Source organism: Vibrio fluminensis (assembly GCF_015278125.1).
In the GTDB taxonomy this organism is placed as follows: Bacteria; Pseudomonadota; Gammaproteobacteria; order Enterobacterales; family Vibrionaceae; genus Vibrio; species Vibrio fluminensis.
In genome coordinates, this window is record NZ_JADILO010000016.1 from 59741 (window position 1) to 78941 (window position 19201).

The following is a 19201-nucleotide window of genomic DNA, read 5'->3' on the forward strand; positions in this document are numbered from 1 at the left end:
CCTAACTTTCTTTCCCTTATAAATGGTACTCTATAGGCTAATTTCAAGGTCAACGACAAAAGATAAATGAAACAGGATACTTCGCTCACGGTTTTACTTAACCAGCTTGAGCAACAACTCCGCGAGGTAAAGTTGTGGCAGGATATGCCACCATCGACGCAGGCGCTTTCGAGTCAGCAACCTTTTGCCATTGATACTTTAGAGCCGCATCAATGGCTACAATGGATCTTTTTACCTAAGATGCGTCAGTTGATTGAATCCGAGCTTTCGCTACCACAAGGTTTTGCAATCGCTCCCTATTTTGAAGAGTGCTGGAAACAGCATACCCAGTATTTATCCGTTCTTGCGGTGATTCGCCAGATTGATACAGAGGCAGCTTAAGTGTTAGATATCGTTTATCAGGATGAATATTTCGTAGCGGTCAACAAACCAGCAGGGATGCTAGTGCATCGCAGTTGGTTGGATAAACATGAAACGCAGTTTGTGATGCAAACTCTACGTGACCAAATTGGTCAGCATGTTTTCCCTCTGCACCGTTTAGATAGACCCACTTCCGGTGTGTTGATTTTTGCTTTGTCGAGTGAAATTGCCGCGCAAGTAATGCCAATGTTTGCCAATCATGAAATGAAGAAAACCTATCATGCGATTGTGCGAGGATGGATTGAAGAGGCGGGAACGCTAGATTATCCGTTGAAAGTTGAGTTGGATAAAATTGCCGACAAATTCGCCAGCCAAGAGAAAGAGGCTCAAGAAGCGGTAACGGACTATCGACCGTTGGCTAAAGTTGAAATACCACATTCAACGGGGCGTTTTCCAACCACGCGTTACTGCATGATGGAGCTTAATCCTCATACCGGGCGTAAACATCAACTCCGTCGTCATATGGCGCACCTACGCCACCCTATGGTTGGTGATACCACTCATGGCGATGGTAAGCATAATAAACTGTTTCGTGACGTCTATGACTCTCATCGCCTGTTACTGCACGCGACAAGCTTAGAGTTTGTGCATCCATTTAGCGGTGAAACTTTAGTTATTCAAGCGGGCTTTGATAGCACATGGCATCGTCTATTTGAGCAGTTCGAATGGCAAGCGCCGCAAGTATAGATTGAGATAAAAAACAAAGCCCTCGATTGAGGGCTTTGTTGTATCTATTGCGATAGAGCCAATTTAAGCGACAGGTCTACTTGGTCAAGTAGTTGCGAATAGACTGTTCAATACCTTTCGCATCTAACCCCAGTTCTTGATGCAACTCTTCTTGCGTACCTTGCGCGATAAAACGATCGGGTAGGCCTAGGTTGAGAACTGGTTTGATGATCTTCTCTTGCATCATAAACTCAATTACGCCCGCACCCGCGCCGCCAGCAATCGCGTTTTCTTCAAGAGTAACAAGTACATCATGATCAGCGGCTAACTGTTTGATTAGCTCATGGTCAAGTGGCTTAGCAAAGCGCATATCAGCCACAGTAGCATTGAGCGCTTCTGCTGCTTCTAGGGCATTTGGCATAAAGGTACCGAAGTTCAAAATCGCGACTTTTTCGCCTTGACGCATCATACGACCTTTACCAATTTCAAGTACGGTAAACTCTTGCTCAATCGGTGTACCCATGCCACTACCACGAGGGTAACGAACGGCACTAGGTCCGGTATGCTTGTGACCAGTGTAAAGCATTTGGCGACACTCATTCTCGTCACTTGGCGTCATGATGACCATGTTTGGAATGCAGCGCATAAAGCTAATATCGAATGCACCTTGGTGCGTTTGACCATCAGCACCGACTAAGCCCGCTCGGTCAATAGCAAACATCACTGGCAAATCCATAATCGCGACGTCATGGATCAGCTGGTCATAACCACGTTGTAAAAACGTAGAGTAGATTGCGACGATAGGGCTGTTGCCCGCAATGGCCATACCGGTTGCAAGTGTTACTGCGTGTTGTTCTGCAATAGCAACGTCAAAGTATTGCTCTGGGAATTCTTTCGAGAAGCGAACCATACCCGAGCCTTCACGCATTGCTGGCGTAATTGCCATCAACTTAGGATCTTGGGCAGCCATATCACAAAGGAAATCACCGAAAATCTTTGAGAAGGTCGGCTTACTGCTGCTACTTTTCGGCAAGCTAGAATGGCTTGGATCGAACTTAGGTACGCCATGGTAACCAATCGGATCTTTCTCCGCTGGCTCATAGCCTTTACCTTTTTTGGTCATAATATGTAAGAACTGTGGACCTTTTAGCTCTCGCATATTCTTAAGGGTTTTTACCAACTCAATCACATCGTGACCGTCAACCGGACCAATATAGTTAAAGCCCAGTTCTTCGAACAGAGTGCCAGGGATCACCATACCTTTGAGGTGTTCTTCGGTGCGGCGTACCAATTCTTTAATTGGCGGAACGCCAGAAAGCACGCGTTTGCCGCCTTCACGAATCGACGTGTAGAAGTTACCCGAAAGCAGTTGAGCAAGGTGGTTGTTCAGCGCGCCAACGTTTTCTGAAATTGACATCTCATTGTCGTTTAGAATCACCAGCATATCCGGGTGAATATCACCAGCGTGGTTCATTGCTTCAAAGGCCATACCGGCAGTGATAGCACCATCGCCGATAACACTAACGACTTTGCGATTTTGATTCTCTTTGTGAGCGCTGATCGCCATACCTAGAGCGGCACTGATCGACGTAGATGAGTGACCTACGGACAAAGTGTCGTATTCACTCTCTTCGCGCCAAGGAAATGGGTGTAATCCGTCTTTTTGACGAATGGTTGGCATTTGCTCACGACGACCAGTTAAAATTTTGTGTGGGTACGCTTGATGGCCTACGTCCCAAATAAGATGATCAAATGGCGTGTTATAGACGTAGTGAAGTGCCACAGTTAATTCAACCGTGCCCAAACCTGAAGCCAAATGACCACTCGATTGGCTTACAGAGTTTAAAAGGTAAGTACGTAATTCATCACATAGCTTTGGCAACATCTCTTTTGGTAGGCTGCGTAGCTCAACTGGTGTATCTGCCAGCGCTAGTGTTGGGTACTTTGAAATATCAAGAGTCATAATTATGCGCGCTTGTTTTGTTAGTTTTTGCGCTCGACGACGTATCGGGCGAACTCTTCCAGTAATTCAGTATTGTATGGTATTGCATTCAGTGCTTGAAGCGCTTCGTGTAACAGATTGTTAGCTTTTTCAATCGCACCTTCTAATCCTAGCAGAGCAGGGTAGGTGCTTTTATTCAGCTCTTGATCTGAACCTTGAGGTTTACCTAACGTTTCGGTATCACTGATGATATCAAGAATGTCATCTTGAACCTGAAACGCGAGACCTATCGCATCTGCATATTTGTCCAATAAAGGCAGCATTTCTACGCCTTTGTCACCTGCAGCAAGCGCACCAAGTCGAATGGCACATTTCATCAGTGCACCAGTCTTGTTTCGGTGAATTTCTTCAAGCTCTTTTAAATCAACTCGACGATTTTCAGCTTGAAGGTCTAACGCTTGTCCCATGCACATACCAGCAGCGCCGGACGCTTCCGCGAGCACCTTCACCATTTTAATACGCATGGTTTCGGCATTTGGATTCAATTGCCCATCGGCGAGGATAGTAAAGGCTAAGGTTTGTAATGCATCACCCGTTAGGATTGCAGTTGCTTCATCAAACTTAATATGACAAGTCGGTTGACCACGACGCAGTTCGTCATCATCCATTGCTGGTAGGTCGTCATGGATCAAAGAGTAAGCATGGATACACTCTACCGCAGAGGCAGGAGTATCAAGGTCTTCGACTGCGCAGCCAAGCATTTGACCAGTGATGTAAACCAAAAATGGACGTGCGCGTTTACCGCCAAGTAATAACCCATAACGCATTGCGTCAATGAGTGGTTGGTTTTGATGAGGAAGCTGGCTTAGCCACGATTCCAATTGTTGATTGTTTCGTTGCTGGAACGAGATTAATGCCTCATGCATAGAGCGATCTTCTAACAATATTATTATTCAGGCTGTTGGGTAAAATCAGACAGCGGCGCATTATCGTCATTTTGCAATAAAATGCTAACGCGTTGCTCGGCGTCATTAAGCTTAGTTTGGCCTGCGCGAGCTAAAGAGATGCCACGTTCGAACTTTTTCAGTGCCTCATCTAATGCTAGGTCACCATTTTCAAGATCTTCAACAATCGAATCTAACTCTTCAATGGTTGATTCAAAGGTCATATTTTCTGGTTTCTTGCTCGCCATAATTATACTTGTTTTGGAAAGATGCACGAAAGTTACCTTAGCGGCTTATGATGGTCAAATTTAACCGAGTAAAATTGTCAGAAAAATAGAGTTTACTCGGTTGGTTTTACCATTATTTGTTCATTCATTGACGATCTTGCGAGAAAATAAAGGCGTCACTCTGGTTGCTTTCAGTATTGTTTTAGACAGTTTGTGAGAGTGATACCAATAAAAAAGCTAAAGATTCATCGTGCCTGCCGATATAATTCCAGAGATAGAGTAATGAGTTAGCATGAGGAGTGCTGTGTGGATTTAGCTACCCTTTTGGGCTTAATTGGCGGTTTTGCTTTCGTTATCATGGCAATGGTTTTAGGCGGAAGCATCGGGATGTATGTCGATGTTACATCCATTTTGATCGTTGTTGGTGGCTCAACATTTGTAGTATTGATGAAATTCACCATTGGGCAGTTTTTAGGTGCAGCCAAAATTGCTGGTAAAGCTTTCATGTTTAAAGCGGATGAGCCAGAAGATCTGATTGCTAAAATTGTTGAAATGGCTGACGCTGCTCGTAAAGGCGGCTTCCTTGCGCTTGAGGAGATGGAAATCTCAAATAGCTTTATGCAGAAAGGTATCGACCTATTGGTGGATGGCCATGATGCAGATGTTGTGCGTTCAGCGCTACAAAAAGACATTGCCTTAACCGATGAGCGTCATGAGAAAGGCGCTGGTGCGTTTAAAGCGTACGGTGACGTAGCGCCGGCGATGGGGATGATCGGTACTCTGGTTGGTTTGGTCGCTATGCTATCAAATATGGATGATCCGAAAGCGATCGGTCCCGCAATGGCGGTGGCACTTTTAACGACTTTGTATGGCGCGGTGTTGTCTAACATGGTGTTTTTTCCAATTGCCGATAAGTTGTCGTTGCGTCGTGAACAAGAGAAGCTTAATCGCCGCTTAATTATGGACGGTGTATTGGCAATTCAAGATGGGCAAAACCCACGTGTGATTGATAGTTATTTGAAGAATTACCTCAATGAAGGTAAACGCTCACTCGACATCGACAATAGTTAAGGTTGAGTTATGGATGAAGATAACGATTGCAAATGTCCGCCACCCGGTGCCCCCTTGTGGATGACTACGTTCTCTGACTTGATGTCACTGTTGATGTGTTTCTTCGTACTGTTACTTTCATTTTCGGAAATGGATGTACTGAAGTTTAAACAGATTGCCGGTTCCATGAAGTTCGCTTTTGGTGTGCAAAACCGTTTGGAAGTGAAAGATATTCCTAAAGGTACCAGTATCATCGCGCAAGAGTTTCGTCCTGGTCGCCCTGAGCCAACACCAATTGATGTGATTATGCAGCAGACCATCGATATTACTCAGCAGACGCTTGAGTTTCATGAAGGGGAATCTGATCGTGCGGGTGGTACTCAAAGAGATCAAGGAAAATTAACTGGCGGGCAATCGCCTGAGACGTCAACCCAGAACAACCAAAACTCCGAATCTGATCAGCAGCAACAGCAACAGGCGCAAGCGACGGAAGATATGGAGACGTTGACGGAAAGCATTAAGAAAGCTCTAGAACGCGAGATAGACCAAGGTGCAATTGAAGTTGAAAACCTAGGCCAACAAATTGTGATCCGTATTCGTGAGCAAGGTGCGTTTCCAGCGGGTTCTGCATTCTTGCAGCCTAAATTCCGTCCATTGGTACGCCAAGTTGCTGAGTTGGTGAAAGATGTTCCGGGGATTGTTCGTGTATCGGGACATACTGATAATCAACGCTTAGATTCTGAGCTTTATCGTTCTAATTGGGATCTCTCTGCTCAGCGAGCGGTTTCGGTGGCGCAAGAGATGGAAAAAGTGCGTGGATTCTCTCACCAACGCTTACGTGTGCGTGGGATGGCAGATACGGAACCATTGGGTCCGAATGATACAGAACTGCAACGTTCGCGAAACCGAAGGGTTGAGATCAGTATCATGCAAGGGGAGCCTTTGTATAGTGAAGCGATTCCCGCAACGCAAAACTAATGCTGAATTCAAGCTAAACTATAAGACGAGCATCACGCTCGTCTTTTTTATGCTCTTTTCATCATGTATAATCTTGCGCCCTTAAGGTCCTGTGTGCCATGTTTACCAAATTGAACCGCACATAAGTGATGATTGCGAAAACTGTTAACCAGTGAAGTGAAGTATGAAATTTATTGTAAAGCCCCATCCAGAAATTTTTGTAAAAAGTGAGTCGGTGCGTAAGCGCTTCACAAAGATTCTTGAGTGTAACATTCGCAACATTATCAAGCTTCGTACCGAGTCTGTAGCGGTGTTTAACCGTCGTGACCATATCGAAGTGACGTCAGAGAGCGACCAATACCACGCAGAGGTGTTAGAGGTTCTAACTCACACTCCTGGTATTCATCACGTATTGGAAGTGAAACAATCTGACTTTACGGATATGCACAACATCTACGAACAAGTGCTTGAGTTAAGTGGTTCACTTATCGAAAACAAGACTTTCGTGGTACGTGCTAAGCGTCGTGGTAAGCATGAGTTCAATTCACTTGAACTTGAGCGCTATGTTGGTGGCGGTCTAAACCAAGCTGTGGAAACGGCAAGCGTGAAACTGCGTAACCCTCAAGTGACCATTAACATTGAAGTGTCTGGCGACAAACTGAACCAAGTTCTAGCGCGTCATAAAGGTCTTGGAGGCTTCCCTCTAGGAACGCAAGAAGACGTATTGAGCCTGATTTCTGGTGGCTTCGACTCTGGTGTTTCAAGCTACTTGCACATCAAACGTGGTTCAAAAGTACATTACTGTTTCTTTAACCTAGGTGGTCCAGCGCACGAAATTGGCGTTAAACAAGTATCACACTACCTATGGAACAAGTACGGCTCTTCAGCAAAAGTACGCTTTATCTCAGTTGATTTCGAGCCAGTAGTGGCAGAGATCCTTGAGAAAGTGGACGACGGCCAAATGGGCGTGATCCTCAAGCGTATGTTTATGCGTGCTGCGGGCATGATTGCTGAGAAATTCGGTATTCAAGCGCTTGTAACAGGTGAAGCGTTGGGTCAGGTATCAAGCCAAACACTAACGAACCTTCGCCACATTGATGGCGTAACGGATACATTGATTCTGCGTCCACTGATCAACTGGGATAAAGAAGATATCATCAACGTTGCTCGCGATATCGGTACCGAAGACTTTGCGAAGACCATGCCAGAGTATTGTGGCGTGATCTCTAAAAAGCCGACAGTGAAAGCGGTGAAAGGTCGTCTAGAAGCAGAAGAAGAGAAATTCGACTTCTCAATTCTAGAAAAAGTGGTTTACGAAGCGCGTCAGATGGACATTCGTGATATCGCAAAAGAGACAGAACAAGCAGCACCAGAAGTTGAGCAAGTTCAAGCGGTAGAAGAGCACGCGATCGTGCTTGATATCCGTAGCCCAGATGAAGAAGATGAAAGCCCATTGGAAATCGATGGTGTTGAAATTAAGCACCTACCTTTCTACAAGCTATCAACTCAGTTTGGCGATCTTGATCAGAGTAAGACTTACCTACTGTACTGTGACCGTGGCGTAATGAGCCGCTTGCAAGCGCTTTACTTGCAAGAGCAAGGCTTCGCAAACGTAAAGGTTTACCGTCCATAACGGTGACGCAGCGCTAATTGATTAGCGTTGTTGAAAGAATAAATTAAGCGCAAATCGTTCATTCGGTTTGCGCTTTTTTTTGTCTTGTTTTTGTCATTCCTGATAGCCCGCAGGGCGTAGTCAGGAATCTCGCTTTGGATACTTGAACTGAGGGTAGCAGTAAACTTCGGGCATAAAAAAACACCGCCTTATAGGCGGTGCTAAAAAATTTGACAGACAGGTCAAAATAAATACAGGAAGTATACGTTTTGTTTCTTGGGATAAATAAAACAAAACTATGGTAGAAATCTACCGAACTCGAAATACGAGTTTGCAAACACAACATCGCAACAACAAAGCCAATTGATTTAAAATAAACCAAGCCGTTCAGGCTCGCGTTGCGAGACGAAATATAGAATTTCTCTGGTCGTCAGGCAATGGACATTTTATAATGTTTCAGATAAAAAAAACTAATCCAATATATTGAGGGCCTCCTATGTCCAGAAGACTACCGCCTTTGAACTCATTGAAGGTATTTGAAGCAGCGGCTCGCCACCTAAGTTTTACGCGAGCAGCAGAAGAGTTATTTGTGACACAGGCCGCAGTTAGCCATCAAATCAAGGCCTTAGAAGAGTTTCTTGGTTTAAAACTGTTTCGCCGCCGTAACCGTTCATTATTGTTGACCGAAGAAGGGCAGAGCTACTTTCTCGACATTAAAGACATTTTTACGTCACTAGCAGAAGCCACTGACAAAGTACTAGAACGCAGTGAAAAAGGTGCACTAACGATTAGTTTATCACCAAGTTTCGCGATTCAATGGTTGGTTCCACGTTTAGCGGACTTTAATCAGCAAGAGCCAGATATCGATGTAAGGATAAAAGCGGTTGATATTGAGGAGGGCTCGCTGACCGATGATGTTGATGTGGCGATTTACTATGGTCGAGGTAATTGGCCTGGCTTACGTGCCGATAAACTTTATCAAGAATTTCTAATCCCACTTTGCTCTCCATCTCTATTGCTTGGGGCAAAACCTTTAGCCGAATTGGCGGACCTTAAAAATCACACTCTTTTGCACGATACCTCGCGTAAAGATTGGAAACAATTTGCCAAGTCTCATGGTATTGAAGGCGTTAACGTTAACCATGGTCCAATCTTTAGTCATTCTACAATGGTGTTACAAGCGGCGGCTCACGGTCAAGGGGTTGCTCTAGGTAATAACGTGTTAGCGCAGCCAGAATTGGATGCAGGACGCTTGATTGCCCCTTTTGATGAAGTGCTCGTTTCGAAAAACGCTTTTTATGTTGTCTGCCATGAGAAGCAAGCCGATATGGGCCGCATTGCTACGTTCCGAGATTGGATGTTAGCTAAAGCGCAAAGTGAACAAGAGGATTTGCTAGAAGATGACGAATGATCGATTGAGTGATGGTGAGTTGGGTTCACCATTATTTGTTTTAGCTCATGGCGCTGGTGCTGGTATGGATCACGCGTTCATGCAGCAAGTCGCTTCAGGCTTGGCAGAAAAAGGCATACAAGTTATTCGCTTCAATTTTCCATATATGGTGAAACGCGCTGAAGACGGCAAAAAGCGTCCGCCAGATCGTGCGCCAAAGCTGTTGGAAGCATTTGAGCAAGTGATTGCTGAATATGCAGATAAACCCATTGTCATTGGTGGAAAATCGATGGGTGGACGCATGGCGAGTTTGCTTGGCGATAACCCCCAAGTCGCTGGTATCGCTTGTTTAGGTTATCCATTTCACCCGCCGGGTAAACCAGAGAAATACAAAGGTGAGCATTTAGCGAGTTTGTCTAAGCCATGCCTGATTTTGCAGGGTGAGCGAGATACTTTTGGTAAGCGTGAAGAGTTTGCTGAATTTGTACTTGCTGAAAGTGTGTCGGTAGAGTTCATCGCAGATGGTGATCATAGTTTTAAACCGCGTAAGAGCTCCGGCTACACCGAAGAGGGTAACATCGCTCACGCAGTTGATGTGCTCAGCCAGTTTATCTTTGCTTGTTATGAGGAGGTGAGTAATGCGCGCAAATAATCTTCTTGCTGCTGGTGGCTTGCTCGCGGGCACAGGTGTTGCACTAGGCGCGTTTGCTTCGCATGGCCTAAAGAAAATGCTTTCACCTTATTTGTTGGATGTATTCTCTATTGGAGTGCAGTATCAATTTATTCATGCAACGGCAATCTTGCTGTGTGGGGTACTGTTATTACTTAATCTTGGTGAGAAAGCACAAAAGTATTTTTTCATCGCCGCAATTTGCTTTATCATCGGCATCTTTTGTTTTAGCGGCAGTCTCTATGCGCTAGCGTTGACTGGGGTGAAGTGGTTTGGACCAATCACTCCGTTGGGTGGTTTCACCTTTATGCTAGGTTGGGCACTGTTCGTTTTCGCAGCACTACAGATCAAAAGAGGTGAGTAAGTGAAACAACTGATGCTTTATTGCCGTTCGGGCTTTGAAAAAGAGTGTGCCGGTGAAATTCAAGACCGTGCTACGGCGTTGGAAGTGTTTGGTTTTCCACGTTTACAAAAGAACTCAGGTTACGTGCTGTTTGAGTGCTATCAAAACGGTGACGCACAAAAGTTAGTAAAAGAGCTCGATTTCAATTCGTTGATTTTTGCGCGTCAGATGTTTGCCGTTGCCGCAGAGGTAACAGATTTGCCGCGTGAAGACCGAATTTCACCTATTCTCGAGCAGCTGAGTGACGTAGATACAATGCCATTATGTGGTGATATTCGTATCGAAACGCCAGATACAAACGAAGCGAAAGAACTGTTGAAGTTTTGTCGTAAGTTTACGGTACCAATGCGTCAAGCCCTGCGTGGCAAAGGCGCGTTGATGCATAAAGAAAATGCGAAAAAGCCAGTGTTGCATATCTGTTTTGTACAACCAGGTCATTGCTATATTGGTTATTCGTTACCAGGTAATAACTCGCAGTTCTTTATGGGTATCCCGCGTCTTAAATTTCCAGCAGATGCGCCAAGCCGTTCAACCTTGAAGCTTGAAGAAGCTTTCCACGTATTTATTCCACGTAACGAGTGGGATGAGCGTTTAGCGTCAGGTATGTGGGGCGTTGACTTAGGTGCTTGCCCAGGTGGTTGGACTTACCAACTAGTGAAGCGTTCGATGTTCGTTCATTCCGTTGATAACGGTATGATGGCTCAGAGTCTGATGGATACCGGTCAAGTTAAGCACCATCAAGAAGATGGCTTTAAGTTTGAGCCTGCACGTAAGAACGTGACTTGGCTTGTGTGTGACATGATTGAAAAGCCATCCCGCGTAGCACAGCTTATGGGTGAGTGGATCATTAGTGGTTGGGCAAAAGAGGCGATTTTTAACCTTAAGTTGCCAATGAAAGGTCGTTACGACGAAGTTTTGCAAGATATCGAAAACTTGAAGGTGTTCTTAATCGAGAACGGCGTGAAGTTTAAGCTGCAAGCGAAGCACCTATATCATGACCGTGAAGAGATCACAGTGCACGTTCAGTGCCTATCGAACATCTCGCCACACTAAATATTGGCTTTTTAGTGTTTGATAAAACCCGCGTTTAACGCGGGTTTTGTTTTTGTATCACAGGCTCAAGCCATTTTTGTCCTTCGGTAGTGCGCTTAGTTACACCTTTGTCATTCCTTGGTTCGCACCACTATTTTTCCTTTTCAAGGGCACAACACTATTTGTCATTCCATGGAGCGCGTATGCGCGAGCAGGGAATCTGCTTTTTGGTTTTATGAAAGCGAGATTCCCAACTCGGTCGTTCCTCCCTCTCGGGAATGACAATTTATGGGTCGAGCCTCCTTCTTAGAATTGACCAGTAGGGGCGTGTCTTTAGCTGGGTAATGACAGGTTTTACTTACCAGGAGTCGTCATCGCCCCAACTGCCGGAATCATCACCACCAAAGTCAAAACCGTCGCCAGAATCTTGATCGCCGCCCCAGCGCGTTGAGTCATCACTAAAGCTCGAGTCATCCACGTTTGAATCACTAAAGCTTGGGTTATCAAAATTGAGTTCATCTGGGTTGCCAAATCCGGTATCGGTATTCCAACCGCCAGTGTAGCTTTGGGTATAATCATCACTGCCCGCTAAAAATGAACTAGCGCTATCTTCCGTCGTTGCTGTGTCAGTCTGAGCATCATCGGTCGGACTATTATCAACATTGCTATCAGCGTTATCGTCGGGCTGCTGGTAATAATTGTTGGTAATGTTTTCTGTCATTGGTTCTGCTGCGTGAGAGTCAGAAAAGAGCAAATGGCTCAGAGCACTGCCTGCGACCATACCCGCCGCTACACCAGCTGCAGTCTGCATAAAGCCACCAAAAGCGCTGGGTTGATAACTTGGTGCTGGAGGTCGTGGTGGCTGACGGGTCTCACCAAACATTTTGCTCATGGTGCCGCGTTTTGCTTCTTGTTGATAATACTCTGCGTTGCTTTGCAGGTAGTCATTGCGCTTTTTTAACTCGGTTAGCGCAAGTTCTTGAGCAAGAGCTAACTGGCTGAGACGATAAATAATGTCGGGTTGTGAGGCAATTTTATTGCTAATCAGCTCCGCCGCAGCCTGGTCTCGGTTTATATCCTGTTTTGCAGCCAACTTATCGGCTAACTGCTCGATCATCGTTTGTTCTTGTGGAGTCATATAACCAAGTCCTCAAATCATATTTGGCTTTTGCCCGATCCCCATTGGCGCTGTTGTCGCGCGTGGGATGATCGCAGTGTATGCCTGCGTTGAGCGATGCAACAGTAGTGAAATCTATCTTTGCGAGAATTGAAACTGAGAGTTTAGAGGGGGAGATTTGAGATCTGAGATCTGAGATCTGAGATCTGAGAGTCAGAGGCACAACTGAGTTGATTGTGCCTCGAGAGGAATTACTGATTTGGACCGTTGTAGCGTAGGTCTTGTAAGTTAAAACCGAGTTCGATATCGGTTTTTAGTGCTGCAACTTGCTTACACTTACGTGCCATTTCAATGTCTTTATCTAATTTTTTGCGATATTTACTAGGTAATTCCTCACTGGCAAAGGCTTGTTCGATATCGGTAAACTGGGTCAGAATGTCTTTCGCAGCTTTTGGTCCTATACCGGCCACACCGGGAACTTGGCTTGAGCTAATGCCGGTTAGCCCCCAGTAGTCAGCGAGTTGAGTTGGCTTCACACCAAACTCATTTTCAATAAATGGCTCATCTAGCCAGCGATGTTGGAAGTAATCGCGAATTTGTAGCGTTGGAGAAAGCAGTTGGCAGTAACCTTTATCGGTTGAAATGATGGTCACTTTTTCATTGTGACTGGCGACTTTGATCGCTAAGGTTGCAACTAGATCATCGGCTTCGTCACCTTCAGAGAGTAGCGAATCAATACCTAACTTCCACCATGCGTCTTGAATAGCATCTAACCCGTTCACCAGAGGCTCGGGCATCGGTTTTCGGTTTTGTTTGTACTCGGGTAAAATTTCGCCGCGCCAACCCCTGTCTTGCAGATGGTGGTCAAATACCGCAATGATGTGAGTGGGTTGAGCTTCATTGATGATGCGGGTGATCGTGCGCCCTGTCGTGTCTATCGTTCTAGCGATATCAGTAGGATCGGGTTGAACCGAGTGAACGCGACGGATCAAGTTGAGCGCATCGATAATAACGAGATGAATAGACATAAAGGTATAAAAAATAAGGGCCGATGGCCCTTATTGTAATAGAACTGGGTACGAAAGTCTTATTTCGTCGCAGTCGCGATTTTGTAGCATGGTACGTAGTCACTACCACCCGGTAGTTTCATGCGGTGTTGATTCACGAAGTCTTTTAGCAGTCGATCCATTTTCTTCATTAGGTCCGCATCACCATCTAAGATGAATGGTCCTTTGCGTTCAATTTCACGAATCCCCTCGGCCTTGACGTTACCCGCCACGATACCCGAGAAGGCTTGGCGCAGTGCTGCGGCCAAGTTTTCAGGGCGTTGATTAAGGTGTAGATCTAAGCTCGCCATTGCTTCATGAGTTGGATCAAACGGCAGTTGGAATTCCGGTTCGATTTTTAGTGACCAGTTGAAGCTGTATGCATCGCCGGTTTCTTTGCGATGCTCACGGACATCTTCCATACTTTGCTTCATGATGCGCGCAACCTGAGCTGGATCATCGATAATGATTTGGTAGTGCTTCTGCGCAGCTTCACCCAATGTGTCACCAATGAACTGGTCAATTGAGCGGAAGTAGGCTTCACTCTCTTTTGGACCGGTTAATACGATCGGTAGAGGTTGGTCAGCATTTTCTGGATGCATCATGATGCCCAGAATATAGAGTAACTCTTCAGCCGTTCCTGGGCCTCCAGGGAAGATAACGATGCCATGCGCCATGCGTACAAACGCTTCGAGACGTTTTTCGATATCTGGCATGATAACCAGTTCATTGACGATTGGATTTGGTGGCTCCGCGGCGATAATTGAAGGTTCCGTTAATCCTAGATAGCGTTGCTCAGTATAACGTTGCTTCGCATGGCCAATGGCTGCGCCTTTCATTGGGCCTTCCATTGCACCAGGCCCACAACCGGTGCAGATATTCAGTTCACGTAAACCTAATTCATTACCAACTAAACGGGTATATTGATATTCGGTTTCATTGATTGAGTGTCCCCCCCAGCAGACCACAAGATTTGGGTCAATTCCCGGAGTTAATGCACTAGCATTACGTAAAATACCAAACACTAGGTTGGTAATGTGGGCGGCATTGGTTAAGTTCAGGCGTTGATTATCTGCTAGGTGCATATTGACGTAAACGATGTCACGCAATACTGCAAACAGGTGCTCTTGAATACCTTTGATGATTTGTCCATCAACAAAGGCGTGTTCTGGTGGGTTAGTGAGCTCGAGTTTGATGCCGCGTTCTCGACGCATAACGGTCACATCAAATGTTTTATATTTATCTAACAACTCTTTGGAGTTATCGGTATGGCTACCAGAGTTCAATACTGCAAGTGTGCAGTTTCGATACAGCTGATATAGATCACTCGATGCGGTTTTTTTAAGGCGCTCAACTTCAAGTTGAGAAAGTAAATCCATACTTCCCGCTGGACTGATGTGGGTGATCATAGTGACCTCCTTGACTATGTTCGGCAGCTTTAAATCCTGATGCTTACAGCGATGACTGAATGTTTGATGAATCATCGAGACAATGTTGTTGGGTCATGTGTTCGGCATCTTTAGACTGTCTATCATGAGATACGAAAAAGCTATCCATATTGTTTTATTGTTGTTTGAATACCCCAATTCAACGATTGGTTTTTAGCCTTTAGCTATTGGTGCTAAAAGGATTATTTTGGTATATCACCAAATGTCGACCAATGTATTACTAAATGGCTGATATCTTTAAACCTATCACAAAATGTCCCAAATAAAAAAGCCGCTAGGCGATTAAACCAAGCGGCTTTAGCAATGTGTATTGTCGAGTTTATTTCCAAATAATTTGCTCAGGCCCTACCGTGGTGGCTTGGCGTTGCATACTCCGTAGGCGCTCAATCACTTCTTCTGGCGTGTCAGAATCTTTAAAACAGGTGCTAGCCGCAGTCGCGGTAATGCTGATTTGTTGATCCCTAAATTTAAATGGTAACAGCGATATTTGCTGCTGAATTTGTTTCACTAAATCGAGAGCTTCAGCGTCAGCTCGATCGGGTAAAAGAACAATGAACTCTTCACCAGTGAAGCGCGCGATTGTATCGGTTTCGCGTAATTCAGACTTGATATTGCGTGCAATGATTTTTAAGGCTTTGTCGCCCGCAGTATAACCAAAACTGTCGTTAATCGTTTTGAACTTGTCGATATCGAATTGCACAACACGTAAGTTGTGCTGGCTGCGAATCCAGCGACGGTATTCTACTTCCAAGCGTTCGGTAAATGCAGAGCGGTTCAACACGCGTGTTAACGGGTCTTGTTGCATTCTTTCGGTTTGTTCGTCCAATCGGCGACGATACTCTTCCGTGGTTTCCTGCAATGCTTCTAGCTGACAGTGATTGAACTTCATTCGCTCTAGTAGTGATTTCTCTCTTTCTTCGGCATGCATTAGGCGTTGATTCAAAGAATCCATTTGTTGCAGTAGAGGAGATAGCATTTTTTGCGCATTCTCAAGAGTATCAGCTTGCTCTAAGGCTTGTTGGCTGCTTGCAACCAAGGTTCCGAGAGCTTTACTGTGCTCAATACGTTGCGAAAAGTAGCTTTCACTTTGATCGGCAATCTGGGCTGAATTTTTAAGTGAGCTAGAGATGGCACTGTTGACTTGTTCGATGAACTGTTGAGAAGTTTTGCGCTCATAGTGCGTCGCTTGTATTACTAGTTTTAGAACTCTTAATATTTCTTCTAATAAAGTATGAGTACTTACGCCTAGCAGTAGTTTCGCTCGAATGTCATTAAGCAGTTCACCTGACTCTCCAGCAAAATCCAGTTCAGTGATTAAGTGCTGAAGTTCATTCTTTATGCTTTTTAGTAACTCTTTGTCGGCCTCATTATTTAAAACCGCTGCTGTTGAGTTAGTGTTCGCCACAAGAATTTTTACTGAGCGCTCATAGATAGACAGTAGCTTTATAACTTGCTCCACTTGTGGAGTATCATTGATACCATCAAAGCTCAATATATCGCGTAGATCGCGTTTGATCTTCGCAGGTAATCCGACGACACGAAGAAGTGTTTCGCCAGCGTGTTTTACTTGCGAATCTAGCTGTTGCCTGTGAGAGTCCATTGCCACTGAGTTCTGTCTGATTAGTCTTTCAATTACCAAGAGTTTTGGTATTAATTGTGTCGTATCTTTTTGTTGCTCAATGGCCAACTTAAGCTCAAAGAGCTCAGATTGCAAATGTGGGTCATTACTAATACACGCGTTACTTAAAGAAGTGATCACGCGCTGTAATACCTGAAGCTCTCGTTTGTACTTTAAAGAGCTATCTCTTTGCTTCAATCGAGTTTGCTCCAATTGAGCTTGCAGCCTATTTAGCTGTGACTGAATATCTTGTTCGAGCGAGCTCATGTAACTAAAGTCTTATTTGTTATCGGGTGCCATACCCTATTAATTAATTTATAGATAATAACAAATTAAATCATATCGTCACGGCTTGGAGGCTATGAAGCTTATGAATTTAGTCATCTTTTAATATTTTTTTGAGGCTCTCCTCATTATTGAAAGAAGAGTGTACTTTTATTAACCCTTGGTTGATTGAGTGTTTACAAGCTTTGCGTACATTCCCAGTTGCGAGACTCGCTGCTGGCGCATTTTCAATTGCTTTAAGGTATACCCAGTGACTTCTTTTTTCTTCTAAGCTAAGCGTTCGAGCAGCACCGGTTGCCATAAGCAAAATGTCGAGTAGCTCTTTGTCGTTAAGCGCGGTATAGGCTCTTGGTAAAAACGGATAGTCAATCATCCCCATTCGAACGATTCGATTGAGTGACGTTTGTGGCTTGAAGTCTTCGATCCATTGTTGAACTTTTTCCACGAGCGCTTCCGGTGAACTATTACGATCGCTATTTGGTTCGATGTAAAGTAAATTGGCGTCAGAAAAGTGGTAGATTCTATTTGGTGGCGTAATCTTGGTCTCGAGATATTCACCAAATTCTTTTTCCAGTTTAAGACCATCAATGTAGCCGTATTGCATGTGCAAGTTGCGTAGGAAAGGAATATCTAACATGACAAAGCGTAAGCGGTCATTGAGCGGCTCATTAATGAGTTCGCCGACATGCCACCTTTCAAATTGATCACTACTTGCTTCTAAAGAAGCGGGTAGTTTGGCATTTAACATGCGTAGATTTCTTAATCTTGAGCGTGAATGGGTGAATAGGTTTTGATTGAGCTTATCGATTTCTTCTTTTTGTAAGCGCATGACATGCCCGCGGCGCAATAAGAATATAAAGAGTAAAGATGCGGCGATAAACATAGCAAAGGCAATTTTCTGAAACTTACGATATTCTACCTGAGCATGTTCGAACTCTTTTTCTTGTCCACTTAGATGGATATTACGCTCAACAAACGCTTTTTGCTGGCGAAAAGCGTCTTCGCTGATCAGGTCCATCTCTCTTTGTTCGACGGAGACTAGAGCATTGTACTGCTTGAAGTATTCGAGCGCTGTCTTGTAATCACCGGTAAGTTCGTAGCCATGATTAATCAAGCGATAAGCGTATTTTTGCGTAGTAAGATCATTGATCTCTTGGGCAATTTTTAGCGCTTTTTTCCCGTTTTCAATTGTCTCTTTGGCTAAACGTTTTTCAGAAGATATACCAGCACGAAGTAGGTAGGCATAGGCTTGTAAACGCGGAATATCTTCTGTTTTTAGAAGGGCTTCAGCACGCTCCAAATACTGCTCAGCGAGAGGGAAGTTCACCAAGTTTAAGTAAGTTGCGGATAACGCAATGCGAATATCGATTTCACTTTCGATATCGTTGTTGGTGCGCTCATGATCCATCGCATTAAAATACTGCACCAAAGCAAGGTTGTATTTTCCTTGGTAATAGTAGCTGTCTCCCATCAATTTAAGAATCTTAGGTAGAACAGGGGAGTTTTCATAATTATCGTAGAAGTCAGCGGCTTGAGATAAATGATTGCTCGCTTTATCAAGTACTTTGCGATCGTAGAATAGTTTACCTAAGCAGTAGTTTGTTTTACCTAATAACGCTCGAGAATCTTCTTCAATCGCTTTCCAGTATGCTATCAGTAATTCTGACAGAGACTTATTGTATTGTTTATGCGCAAGTAGGTGTTGACCAACGGTAAGGTGATAGCTTATTACGATATACGAAGATTTAACTTCGTCTATAAAGGGTTTTGCTTGTTCAAATAATTGATTAGCCAGATCAAGTTCGCCCTCTTTAGACGCAATTTCAGCTTTAAGCATTGTGATCTGATAGTGCAGGCCACGCGCTAGCTGCTCAGGGTTCTTAATCGTTTTATAATCTTGTTCTATTTGGTGAAGTTGCTCTCTGGCAAGAATACCATTGCCAGAAAATCGCCACTCTAATCTAGCTTGGTGAAGGCGAACGCCAATGCCTAAATAGGGTAGGTCATAGGTTTGGGTTAATGCTTTTGCTTCCGTAAGATGCTTGAGAGAAGCTTCAGGATTTCCTAAATTGAATTCCGCATCCGCTAAAATGCTAAGAGCATCGATGGTTGCTCCTGGGGTGCGGATGCGACTGTCAGACTCATCGCGCGAAATCGCGGAGGGGCTTTTTTCTGAGTTATCCGACAATGTGCGCTGGGCAAGATAATCACTAGCCAGTTGGCGTGCCTGTTGGGGCACTATGTCAACTAGGCTATTTGCCTCATTTAGTGTCGGCGATGTATAGACAGGGTTGGCAATAGTGTGACTGGTAAATAACAGCACAAAAACAGAAAGCCAACGTTCCCAGCGCAATTTTAGCATCCTTCGCTTATT

17 protein-coding genes are annotated in these 19201 nt (G+C 44.6%); 9 read left to right on the top strand and 8 right to left on the bottom strand.

Going from position 1 to position 19201, the window contains the following annotated elements; all coding sequences use genetic code 11:
- Positions 1–66 precede the first annotated feature (66 nt).
- Both IRQ95_RS12535 and truC read left to right on the top strand, forming a co-directional pair.
- A complete protein-coding gene (locus IRQ95_RS12535; RefSeq protein ID WP_194437252.1) occupies positions 67–381 on the top strand; it encodes a YqcC family protein in 315 nt (104 codons plus the stop codon).
- Positions 382–1107 (top strand): tRNA pseudouridine(65) synthase TruC, encoded by a 726-nt coding sequence (truC, locus tag IRQ95_RS12540; protein WP_194437253.1) that lies wholly within the window; start codon positions 382–384, stop codon positions 1105–1107.
- A gap of 76 nt (positions 1108–1183) precedes the next feature.
- Here truC and dxs read toward each other — a convergent pair whose 3' ends face one another.
- From dxs to xseB, 3 genes are read right to left on the bottom strand one after another with little or no spacing between them, the layout of a single operon-like run.
- Positions 1184–3049, bottom strand: a complete 1866-nt coding sequence (gene dxs, locus IRQ95_RS12545) for a 1-deoxy-D-xylulose-5-phosphate synthase (RefSeq protein WP_194437254.1) — start codon at positions 3047–3049, stop codon at positions 1184–1186.
- 20 nt (positions 3050–3069) lie between these two features.
- A complete protein-coding gene (gene ispA / locus IRQ95_RS12550; protein WP_194437255.1) occupies positions 3070–3954 on the bottom strand; it encodes a (2E,6E)-farnesyl diphosphate synthase in 885 nt (294 codons plus the stop codon).
- Between the two features lie 23 nt (positions 3955–3977).
- Positions 3978–4220 carry an exodeoxyribonuclease VII small subunit gene (gene xseB, locus IRQ95_RS12555; protein WP_194437256.1) on the bottom strand — a complete coding sequence of 81 codons (243 nt, stop codon included), beginning with the start codon at positions 4218–4220 and terminating at the stop codon, positions 3978–3980.
- Between the two features lie 285 nt (positions 4221–4505).
- Between xseB and pomA the strand changes: the two genes are divergently transcribed.
- The 7 genes from pomA to rlmM all read left to right on the top strand — a co-directional run bounded on the left by pomA (position 4506) and on the right by rlmM (position 11334).
- On the top strand, positions 4506–5270 hold the full coding sequence (gene pomA, locus IRQ95_RS12560; protein ID WP_194437257.1) for a flagellar motor protein PomA: 765 nt from the start codon (positions 4506–4508) through the stop codon (positions 5268–5270).
- Positions 5271–5279: 9 nt separating this feature from the next.
- Entirely contained in the window at positions 5280–6227 is a 948-nt protein-coding gene (locus tag IRQ95_RS12565; protein WP_194437258.1) for a flagellar motor protein MotB, read from the top strand.
- 163 nt (positions 6228–6390) lie between these two features.
- Positions 6391–7839 (top strand): tRNA uracil 4-sulfurtransferase ThiI, encoded by a 1449-nt coding sequence (gene thiI, locus IRQ95_RS12570; protein ID WP_194437259.1) that lies wholly within the window; start codon positions 6391–6393, stop codon positions 7837–7839.
- Between the two features lie 475 nt (positions 7840–8314).
- Positions 8315–9229 carry a transcriptional regulator GcvA gene (locus IRQ95_RS12575; protein ID WP_194437260.1) on the top strand — a complete coding sequence of 305 codons (915 nt, stop codon included), beginning with the start codon at positions 8315–8317 and terminating at the stop codon, positions 9227–9229.
- Positions 9219–9860, top strand: coding sequence for an alpha/beta family hydrolase (locus tag IRQ95_RS12580; protein WP_194437261.1), 642 nt, complete (start codon positions 9219–9221; stop codon positions 9858–9860). Before IRQ95_RS12575 ends, IRQ95_RS12580 begins: the two co-directional genes overlap by 11 nt.
- On the top strand, positions 9847–10242 hold the full coding sequence (locus tag IRQ95_RS12585) for a DUF423 domain-containing protein (RefSeq protein WP_194437262.1): 396 nt from the start codon (positions 9847–9849) through the stop codon (positions 10240–10242). Before IRQ95_RS12580 ends, IRQ95_RS12585 begins: the two co-directional genes overlap by 14 nt.
- Positions 10243–11334, top strand: coding sequence for a 23S rRNA (cytidine(2498)-2'-O)-methyltransferase RlmM (rlmM, locus tag IRQ95_RS12590; RefSeq protein ID WP_194437263.1), 1092 nt, complete (start codon positions 10243–10245; stop codon positions 11332–11334). It begins immediately after the preceding gene.
- 337 nt (positions 11335–11671) lie between these two features.
- Here the strand turns inward: rlmM and IRQ95_RS12595 are convergent, their stop codons facing one another.
- The 5 genes from IRQ95_RS12595 to IRQ95_RS12615 form a co-directional block, all read right to left on the bottom strand.
- Positions 11672–12451 carry a DUF2076 domain-containing protein gene (locus IRQ95_RS12595; RefSeq protein WP_194437264.1) on the bottom strand — a complete coding sequence of 260 codons (780 nt, stop codon included), beginning with the start codon at positions 12449–12451 and terminating at the stop codon, positions 11672–11674.
- 230 nt (positions 12452–12681) lie between these two features.
- On the bottom strand, positions 12682–13458 hold the full coding sequence (xni, locus tag IRQ95_RS12600; RefSeq protein ID WP_194437265.1) for a flap endonuclease Xni: 777 nt from the start codon (positions 13456–13458) through the stop codon (positions 12682–12684).
- Positions 13459–13517: 59 nt separating this feature from the next.
- Complete coding sequence (ppnN, locus tag IRQ95_RS12605; RefSeq protein WP_194437266.1) at positions 13518–14885, bottom strand: nucleotide 5'-monophosphate nucleosidase PpnN; 1368 nt, start codon at positions 14883–14885, stop codon at positions 13518–13520.
- A gap of 358 nt (positions 14886–15243) precedes the next feature.
- On the bottom strand, positions 15244–16809 hold the full coding sequence (locus IRQ95_RS12610) for a GGDEF domain-containing protein (protein WP_194437267.1): 1566 nt from the start codon (positions 16807–16809) through the stop codon (positions 15244–15246).
- 109 nt (positions 16810–16918) lie between these two features.
- Entirely contained in the window at positions 16919–19189 is a 2271-nt protein-coding gene (locus tag IRQ95_RS12615; RefSeq protein WP_194437268.1) for a tetratricopeptide repeat protein, read from the bottom strand.
- Between the last annotated feature and the right edge of the window lie 12 nt (positions 19190–19201).

Bases quoted from the DNA above. Each gene is read 5' to 3' on its own strand.
- thiI (WP_194437259.1), top strand. From the start codon at position 6,391: ATGAAATTTATTGTAAAGCCCCATCCAGAAATTTTTGTAAAAAGTGAG.
- IRQ95_RS12575 (WP_194437260.1), top strand. From the start codon at position 8,315: ATGTCCAGAAGACTACCGCCTTTGAACTCATTGAAGGTATTTGAAGCA.
- ppnN (WP_194437266.1), bottom strand. From the start codon at position 14,885: ATGATCACCCACATCAGTCCAGCGGGAAGTATGGATTTACTTTCTCAA.
- IRQ95_RS12565 (WP_194437258.1), top strand. From the start codon at position 5,280: ATGGATGAAGATAACGATTGCAAATGTCCGCCACCCGGTGCCCCCTTG.
- ispA (WP_194437255.1), bottom strand. From the start codon at position 3,954: ATGCATGAGGCATTAATCTCGTTCCAGCAACGAAACAATCAACAATTG.
- IRQ95_RS12595 (WP_194437264.1), bottom strand. From the start codon at position 12,451: ATGACTCCACAAGAACAAACGATGATCGAGCAGTTAGCCGATAAGTTG.
- IRQ95_RS12535 (WP_194437252.1), top strand. From the start codon at position 67: ATGAAACAGGATACTTCGCTCACGGTTTTACTTAACCAGCTTGAGCAA.
- xni (WP_194437265.1), bottom strand. From the start codon at position 13,458: ATGTCTATTCATCTCGTTATTATCGATGCGCTCAACTTGATCCGTCGC.
- dxs (WP_194437254.1), bottom strand. From the start codon at position 3,049: ATGACTCTTGATATTTCAAAGTACCCAACACTAGCGCTGGCAGATACA.
- IRQ95_RS12580 (WP_194437261.1), top strand. From the start codon at position 9,219: ATGACGAATGATCGATTGAGTGATGGTGAGTTGGGTTCACCATTATTT.
- IRQ95_RS12585 (WP_194437262.1), top strand. From the start codon at position 9,847: ATGCGCGCAAATAATCTTCTTGCTGCTGGTGGCTTGCTCGCGGGCACA.
- xseB (WP_194437256.1), bottom strand. From the start codon at position 4,220: ATGGCGAGCAAGAAACCAGAAAATATGACCTTTGAATCAACCATTGAA.
- IRQ95_RS12610 (WP_194437267.1), bottom strand. From the start codon at position 16,809: ATGAGCTCGCTCGAACAAGATATTCAGTCACAGCTAAATAGGCTGCAA.
- IRQ95_RS12615 (WP_194437268.1), bottom strand. From the start codon at position 19,189: ATGCTAAAATTGCGCTGGGAACGTTGGCTTTCTGTTTTTGTGCTGTTA.